Annotated in this window: 6 protein-coding genes and 2 pseudogenes; 3 read left to right on the forward strand and 5 right to left on the reverse strand. The window is 65.6% G+C overall.

Annotated elements, in window-relative coordinates:
• A pseudogene (locus Q8N40_RS05495) lies at positions 1–670 on the reverse strand (GNAT family N-acetyltransferase); the annotation flags it as partial.
• Positions 671–837: 167 nt separating this feature from the next.
• On the reverse strand, positions 838–1,239 hold the full coding sequence (locus tag Q8N40_RS05500) for a hypothetical protein (protein WP_305711094.1): 402 nt from the start codon (positions 1,237–1,239) through the stop codon (positions 838–840).
• A gap of 218 nt (positions 1,240–1,457) precedes the next feature.
• Here Q8N40_RS05500 and Q8N40_RS05505 point away from each other — a divergent pair, with 218 nt between their 5' ends.
• The 3 genes from Q8N40_RS05505 to Q8N40_RS05515 all read left to right on the forward strand — a co-directional run bounded on the left by Q8N40_RS05505 (position 1,458) and on the right by Q8N40_RS05515 (position 5,308).
• Complete coding sequence (locus Q8N40_RS05505) at positions 1,458–1,637, forward strand: hypothetical protein (protein ID WP_370870804.1); 180 nt, start codon at positions 1,458–1,460, stop codon at positions 1,635–1,637.
• Between the two features lie 83 nt (positions 1,638–1,720).
• Positions 1,721–3,217: a caspase family protein gene (locus tag Q8N40_RS05510; protein ID WP_305711095.1), complete on the forward strand. Its 1,497-nt coding sequence runs from the start codon at positions 1,721–1,723 to the stop codon at positions 3,215–3,217.
• A gap of 48 nt (positions 3,218–3,265) precedes the next feature.
• The gene (locus tag Q8N40_RS05515; protein ID WP_305711096.1) at positions 3,266–5,308 is read left to right on the forward strand and encodes a pyrroloquinoline quinone-dependent dehydrogenase; all 2,043 of its coding nucleotides are present in this window, start codon (positions 3,266–3,268) and stop codon (positions 5,306–5,308) included.
• Between the two features lie 204 nt (positions 5,309–5,512).
• Here Q8N40_RS05515 and Q8N40_RS05520 read toward each other — a convergent pair whose 3' ends face one another.
• From Q8N40_RS05520 to Q8N40_RS05530, 3 genes and pseudogenes are all read right to left on the reverse strand, one after another.
• Complete coding sequence (locus tag Q8N40_RS05520) at positions 5,513–6,235, reverse strand: ABC transporter ATP-binding protein (protein ID WP_305319022.1); 723 nt, start codon at positions 6,233–6,235, stop codon at positions 5,513–5,515.
• A 2-nt stretch (positions 6,236–6,237) separates the two neighbouring features.
• A complete protein-coding gene (locus Q8N40_RS05525) occupies positions 6,238–7,374 on the reverse strand; it encodes an ABC transporter permease (protein WP_305319021.1) in 1,137 nt (378 codons plus the stop codon).
• Position 7,375: 1 nt separating this feature from the next.
• Positions 7,376–7,790: pseudogene (locus Q8N40_RS05530) on the reverse strand (hypothetical protein); the annotation flags it as partial.

Genomic DNA, 7,790 nt, shown 5'->3' on the forward strand with positions numbered 1-7,790 from the left:
CGCCGTGTTCGGCCAGCCGATTGCGCTGGCGGCGCAGCTCCTTGAGTTTTTTCGGCCCGAGCGCGTCGCGCAGCAATTCCCCGGCATCGCGCGTGGCATCGAGACAGGCGCGAAGATGGGATTGCAGCAGGCGCGGGCGCAGGCCGCCTTGCCGCAGCACTTCGGAGAAAGTCCTGATGGCGGCGCCGTCGAGTGCGACATCGCGCAGGATCAGCGCATGGGCGCCGGCCTTTCGGGCCTCGCGCATCAATCCAGATGCGGCATCCTCGGCCCGTTCGCGATCAAGCGCCGGCGTGCCGAGCGTGCCGTAGGGATCGGCGCTGACGAGAACCGGAAGCGGAATCTTGTAGGCGCGCCACAACGAGATCGCGGGCAACAGGCCGATCAGGCGCGCCGCGCCGTCGGACGAAGGCGAGGCATCGCCCCATGCGGCGAGCGCCGAGACGCCGGTACGGCCCCGCGCCGAGGCATTCACCGCCAGTTCCCAGTCGGGCAGATAATAGCCGTTCGGGTCATTGGCGCGTTCGGCAAGCGCGCGCCATTGGCTGGCGGGCACCGCCGCGAGCGGCGCAAAGCCGGCGCCATCGCGCGTAGCCGCTGCCGGCTGTGGCCGCTTCCCCGCGCTCATCGAAGTGCCACGGACCACCGCTCTGTCTGCTATCTCGATCACGTCCCCGTTTCCCCGTTCGCGATGATCGAAGCGCGCGCGTGGCGTCGCTTCCTGCATGGCGTTGATGGGAAGCTAGTGGAAAAGATTGGAAAAACCCGCCTGCGCGGCGATGCAATTCGAGCGGTAATGTTAACCGCGCATTGACCATGCGGACGGCGCTACCGCCGCTAAATAGGCTCGTAGGTTTCGGTGGCGCAGTCGTCGTCACGCGGGCGGTCGGTGATCGTGCCGTCGCTGATGGTGATGCGATAGGTCTCGGCGCCCAGCGGTTTACCGATCACCGAGGTCAGATCGGCGCCGACGCAGGCGGTCCAGCCCGTGCCCCTGACCTCGCGAACTGGCGGCGATACCCGGACCCGGCGTGGATTCGAGGCAACCGTAAACATCGAATCCAGTTTTTCACGCACCAGCCGCTTGACGTCGGGCGGCGGTTCCGGTGGCGGTGGCTTGGCGGCCTTGTTGCGCATGAACTCGGGCGCCGGCGAGCGGCTGTCGGCGAGGCCGCAGCCCGCCAGTGCCAGCGCCACGCCGACCATCATCAACACCCGGTGAATAATGACCCGCCGCATCCGCCGTTTTTATCCCGGGCCGGTTAAAATTGCTCGCATTGCGGTCAATTGGCGCTGCTGCATCATCAACATTGCTGAAACCGGGTCCCTTGGGACACACCACCCGGCGGGTTTGCCATGATCGCTGAGCGGGGTAGGTTGAGCCGAGATGGCAGGGAGACCGGATGATGAAGACCCTCACGGTGGCGATGGCGGCGGCAATGATGGCGTTGCTGGCCATGCCCGCTTACGCCCAGGCCAACCGGCCGAGGCAGGAAACCACGAAAGTCGAGGAGAAGAAGCCGGTCGTCGACGAGAAGGCCTACAAGGCCGCACTCGAGCTGATTCCCGAATCCAGGGAAAAATACGACCCATGGGGCGTCGCGCGGCCGGCGGAACCTGCCAAAAAATCAAAATAAGCCAAACAGCGGCGATATTCGCGGACCGGGCTTGAACCTCGGCGCCGCTACGACTGACCAATTTGACAGCTTGGAGGTTCGCCATGATTAGCTCTGTTGTTCGCCACACATTTCTCGCCGCGGGGATCCTGCTGGGCTCGCACGCAGCTCTTGCCGAAAACCGTGTCGCGCTCGTGATCGGCCAGTCGAACTACCGCGCCGTAGTTCCACTGCCCAATCCGGCCAACGACGCCAAGGCGGTATCGCAGATGCTGACCGAATCCGGCTTCGAGGTGCTGACGGCAGCCGATCTGTCGCAGAACGAACTGCGCGCCAAGGTCGGCGAATTCGCGGCCAGGATGGCGGCAAAGGGTCCGGATACCGTCGCGCTGGTGTTCTATGCGGGCCACGGCCTGCAGATCGACGGCGAGAATTATCTGGTGCCGGTCGACGTCGATCCGAAGCGCGAAACCGATATTCCGCTGCAGGCGGTGCGGCTCAACGACATCCTGAACACGCTGGCCTCGGTACCGAGCAAGACCCGCATCCTGCTGCTCGATTCCTGCCGCAACAATCCGTTCCCCGACATCAGCAAGACCGCCGCGCGCGGGCTCGCCATCGTCGACGCCAAGACCGGCGCTCCCGGCACCTTCATGTCGTTTTCGACATCGCCCGGCGCCGAAGCCGAGGATGGCAGCGGCGCCAACAGCCCCTACACCACGGCGCTGCTCGCGGTCGCCAAGGAGCCGGGGCTCTCGATCGAGGATACCTTCAAGCGCGTGCGCGTTGCGGTCAACAAGGTGACCGAGGGGCGGCAGACGCCCTGGGACAGTTCCTCGCTGACCGACGACTTCCGGTTCATCGGTCCGGCGGTTGCCGGTCCCAAACTCGCTTCCGTCAAGAAAACGGTCGACCAGTGGAAGCGTGACCTGAAGGGCAAGCCGGTCGAGGCCGCCAACGAACTGATCATCGCCGACGGCACCGACGAGGCCTATGACGCCTTCGCGACCCTCTACGCGCAAACACCGCTGGGCGTTCAGGCGCGCGACTGGCTGATTCGTCACCGCCGCATGAAGGCCTGGAACGAAGCGGTGATCCTGAATACCGCGTCCGGCTATCGCGCCTTCATCGCGCAGTTTCCGGACAGCGACCTCACCCCTACCGCGCGCAAGCTGGAAGAGCGGCTGCGCAATCGTCCGAACTTCGTCGCGGCGGTTACTGCCGGTGGCGGCGCGGCGAATGCCCTGGGTACGGCGCCGTCAGGCCCGGCCGCCGGTGGTTCGCCCCAGCCGATCAACGCCTCGCTCGGCCCGACCTGTCCCTGCACCACGCCGATCGTGCCGCTGAAGAAGGTCGACACGCCGCCGAAGAAGCGCGTCGAGCCGGTTCCGCCGAAGCGCGTCGACCGTGCGCCGCTACCGCGTTACGTCGACGACGATGTCGTGATCGTTCGGCGACCGCCGCCGCGCTATTACGAGCCGGCGCCCGGACCTCGGGTCGGCATCGGTATTGGCATCGGGGTCGGCGGCGGTTACGGCGGCGGAGGCGGCTACGGTGACCGAGGCGGTGGTCACCAGGGCCGGTCGAGGGGCGGCTACTGAGGCTGGCCCTTGCAACGGATGTTCGCTGGCGCCATTGCAGTAGGGGCCATGCGACGAATTCCGACGCTGATCGTCTTGCTTATGCTCGCCGCTACGCCGGCGCTGGCCTGGGAGCATTGGGGCGGCGATCGCGGCGGCATGCGGTTTTCACCGCTGGCCCGGATCACGCCCGCCAATGTCGGCAATCTGGTGCAGGCGTGGGAATTTCGTACCGGCGATCTCGAGCGCCGCGCGCCCGCGGTGATGAAGCGGACGAAGTTTCAGGCAACGCCGCTGCTGATTGAGGACAGCCTGATCTTCTGTTCGCCGTTCAACGAGGTCATAGCACTCGATCCCGGCAGCGGCGCGCAGAAGTGGCGTTACGATCCCCGGATCAGCACCGAGCAGCGGCCGGCCAACCGCTACAATTGCCGCGGCGTCGCTTACTGGGTCGACGACCAGCTTGCGCCGAATTCGGCTTGCCGCGCGCGGATCTTCATGGGCACCAACGATGCCCGCGTCATTGCGCTGGATGCCCGCACCGGCATTCCCTGTGCCGATTTCGGCACCGGCGGCGCTATCACACTCGAGACCGGCCAGCTGGACTGGCCGGGCGAATTCCAGATCACCTCCGCGCCGGTGGTGAGCCGTGGCGTCGTCATTGTCGGCTCCGCAATATCAGACAACCGCCGCGCCGAGGCACCGCCCGGCACGGTGCGCGCCTTTGACGCCAGGACCGGCCGGCCGCGCTGGAGTTTCGATCCGCTGGTTCGTAACGGCATCATCGCCGGCCATGCCAATGTCTGGGCGCCGATGTCGGTGGACGAGGATCGCGGGCTGGTGTTCCTGCCGACATCGTCGCCGAGTCCGGATTTCTGGGGCGGCAAGCGGCCCGGCAACAACGAGCACGCCAATTCCGTGGTCGCACTGCGCGCCGGGACCGGCGAACTCATGTGGTCGTTTCAGACCGTGCATCACGACGTCTGGGATTACGACCTGCCGGCGCAGCCGACGCTGGCGCGGATCGACACCGGTGATGGCATGCGCGATGTCGTGATCCAGCCGACCAAGCAGGGCTTTGTCTTCGTGCTCGACCGCGATACCGGCAAGCCGGTCTGGCCGGTCGAGGAGCGAGCTGTGCCGCAGGGCGGAGCGGAAGGCGAGCAGCTGTCGCCGACGCAACCGTTTCCCACCCACGTGCCGGCGCTTGTGCCGCAGAAGATTTCTCCTGACGACGTGTTCGGTCTCATTCCGTTCAGGGATCGCGCGGTCTGCCGCGAGCAATTCGCCGCCGCGCGCAACGAAGGTCTCTACACGCCGCCCTCGACGCAGGGCAGCCTGTTTTTTCCGATGACCGGCGGCGGCGTGAACTGGGGCAGCGCGGCGTTCGATCCGGTCAACCAGATCCTCTATGCCAACACCAGCCGTGCGGTGCAGATCATCAAGCTGATAGCTCGCAATGAAGCGGAAGGCTACAAGGCGCTGCCGGGCCATGATTTCGGACCGCAGCGCGGCACGCCGTTTGCGATGACGCGCGCGCTGGCGGCGTCGCCGCTCGGCATGCCCTGCAACAAGCCGCCCTGGGGCATGATGGTCGCGGTCGATCTGAAGGCCGGAAAAATTCTCTGGCAGTCGTCGGTCGGCACCGTGGAAGATCGAGCGCCGCTCGGGATGGCGTTCAGCTTCGGCACGCCGTTGGCCAGTGGTCTCGTGATTACGGCGGGCGGTCTTGCCTTCACCGGCGCGATGGATGCTTACCTGCGCGCCTTCGATGCGAAATCGGGCGCAGAACTCTGGCAGGGCAGGTTGCCGGTCCCCGGCGTCGCCAATCCCATGACCTATCTCTGGAAGGGCGAGCAATACGTCGCGATCGGCGCCGGGGGTCATTCCGAATCCGGCACCTCGATCGGTGACAGCCTGGTGGCGTTCCGGCTGGCGCGACCGGGCGAGGCAATTTCGCTGTGGTCGCGCACCATTGACCGGCCCGGCGGGCGGTTTTGGGGCAAGGCGATCCTGTTCGCGCTCGCGATCGGGTTGGTGGCCGCCGCCATCTGGCGCTGGCGCCGCCGCGCCAGACTTCGCCGAGCCGCCTTCCCCGAACGCGCGGGATAAGCGACCGAGACGCGGTCACGCCTGGGTGTCGCCCCACCACAAGGCGCCCGCGAACACGACAAACATGGCGACGACAGCAACAGAAACCAGAATCGAATCGAGAGGCATGGCGGCATCCTTCGGCAAGAGAATGCGCAATTTTGCCCGAACGCGGCCGGTTCTTTCATTGATCTGGATCAAATCCCGGAACTGGATGGCTGGACATCATCCCTGAACCGGAATTTCAGCAACCACTCCCGACGGCGGTTCAAGCGCGCCATCCCGCAACGAATAGATGTGGTCGAACCGATCGAAAATCTTCTCGTCGTGGGTGACGACGATGACGGCGCTTCGGTGTTCCTCCGCAACTTTCCGCAGCATGTCCATGACGGTGCCGGCGCGCTGCGAATCGAGCGCTGCGGTTGGCTCATCGGCCAGGATGATGCGCGGGTCGTTGGCGAGTGCGCGGGCAATCGCCACGCGCTGCGCCTCGCCGCCTGAAAGCTCCGCGGGCATGGCGTCCTGGCGGCGCTCGATACCGAGATATGTCAGAAGCTCGATTGCCCGGATCCTGGCCTGCGCCGGGCTCGCGCCGGCCAGGATGCGGGTAACCGCGATATTCTCCCAGGCGTTGAGAAACGGCAGAAGATTGTGCGACTGGAAGATGAACCCGATCTTCTCCAGACGCAGTCCGCGCAGATCGGCGCGCAGCCACTTGCCGTCATAGACCAGTTCGCCGTTGAGCCGCATGCTTCCGGAAGTCGGCTCGAGAATGCAGCCGATGACGTTGAGCAACGTGCTCTTGCCCGATCCGCTCGGGCCTCGCAGGCCGATCACGGTTCCCGGATAGACATCGAGCGACACCTCGCGAAGCGCATCGACGCGGGTCGGCCCCTCGCCGAAATGCTTGCTGATCCCCCTGACTTCGACGACGGGCTGTTCGGCCATGGCTACCCTGCCAGTGCCGAAGCAGGGTCGATCTTCAGCGCCGTGCGAACACCGAGCGCGCTCGCCAGCAGGCACGCGACAATCACCACCCCGAACAGAGCCGCGGCGTCCGCCGGCTCGAGAACCACGCGGCGCGGAAAATAGCCGTGACCCGCGCCGATCAGTGCGGCGCCGGCAAGGAAGCTGATGACTCCCATGGCAACAGCCTGCTGGACGATCAGCCCGACGATGCGGCGGTCGGGCGCCCCGATCAGCTTGAGCGTCGCAATCGCCTTCTTCTTGTCGATCGTCATGGTGTAGATGATAAGGCCGACGATGACGGTGGACACCGTGAGCAGGAGACCGGTGAACAAGCCGATCTGGCGGCGCGCACGATCGATCACCGACCGTGCGAGAACGGTTTCCTGGTCGTCCTGGGTGAGCGCCGAAAGATGCTTCCACCGCACGATATCCTGCGCGAAACGGTTTGCATCGACGCCCGGCAGCAGCCTGACCACGATGGCGTTCACCGTGTCGGTCGTTCCGGTCGCGCCGGCAGAACGTACGGATTCCCGTCGCGCGGCCGCCGGCGCCAGGTCGAATTGCAGCTTCTGGGCGTCTCTCAGCGTGACGAAGATGACGGGATCTCCGCCGGAGGCCACGAGGCCGCTGGTCAACCCGACGACGGTAAACATATCGCGTCCGAGCTTGATCTGCTCACCCACAGCGAGCCCCGCGCCGCGATCCGCGACCGCCTCGTAGCGGCTGCGCAGGATCGGCCGTCCTTCGACCACCATCGGCGCCTCGCCCGGTCGCGCGATCTGCGCGCCGACGACCATCAGGCGTTTGGTCTGGCCAAGATGCTGCGCTTCGATATTCTGATAGGAGACACTGCCGGCCGAGGCGACGCCCCATTGCGCGGCTATGATTTCCCGCGTGTCGCCCGGCAGCCGTGAAGCCTCTGCGAACGGACCGCGCGTGCCCCCTTCCACCACCCAGACCTGCACGCCCGCGGCGCGCACCAGGCCAAGCGATTCCACGACCAGACCGCGATAAATGCCGACCATGGCGAGCACGATCCCGAGCAGCAGGCTGAGCCCGAGGCACGTCAGCAAAAAACGGCCGAGATTGTGGCGGATGTCCTTGAGCGCGAGATTCACGTCACGATCCATCTCTCGGGCGTGCGGCGCGGCCCTCGCGCAGACCGGTCCGGTCGTCGGCCACGACCTGGCCCTCTATGCCGGAAGTGATCTGGATCATCCCGTCGAGCAGACGCTCGCCCAGCGTCACCCGCTGCCTCGCGAGCCGGCTGTTCTGCAGCGTCCAGATCGTGCCGGACCGGCCGTCGAAGCCTTCCACGAATTTGAGCGGAACAAAGACACCGGCCGGAATGATCTTCTTGACGATTTCCACTTCTGCCTGCTCGCCGAGGTACCGGATCTGGTGCTCGGGATTGCAGACCCTGCACCGCACATAAACGCGGCGTTCTTCGGTGAGACGGTCGTTCTCCTGATCGATACGTACGACTTCCGTCTCGAATGTGCGGTTCGGTTCGGATCTCAGGCGCACAAAGGCG

Origin of the sequence: Bradyrhizobium sp., assembly GCF_030693485.1 — a bacterium.
GTDB lineage: Bacteria > Pseudomonadota > Alphaproteobacteria > Rhizobiales > Xanthobacteraceae > Bradyrhizobium.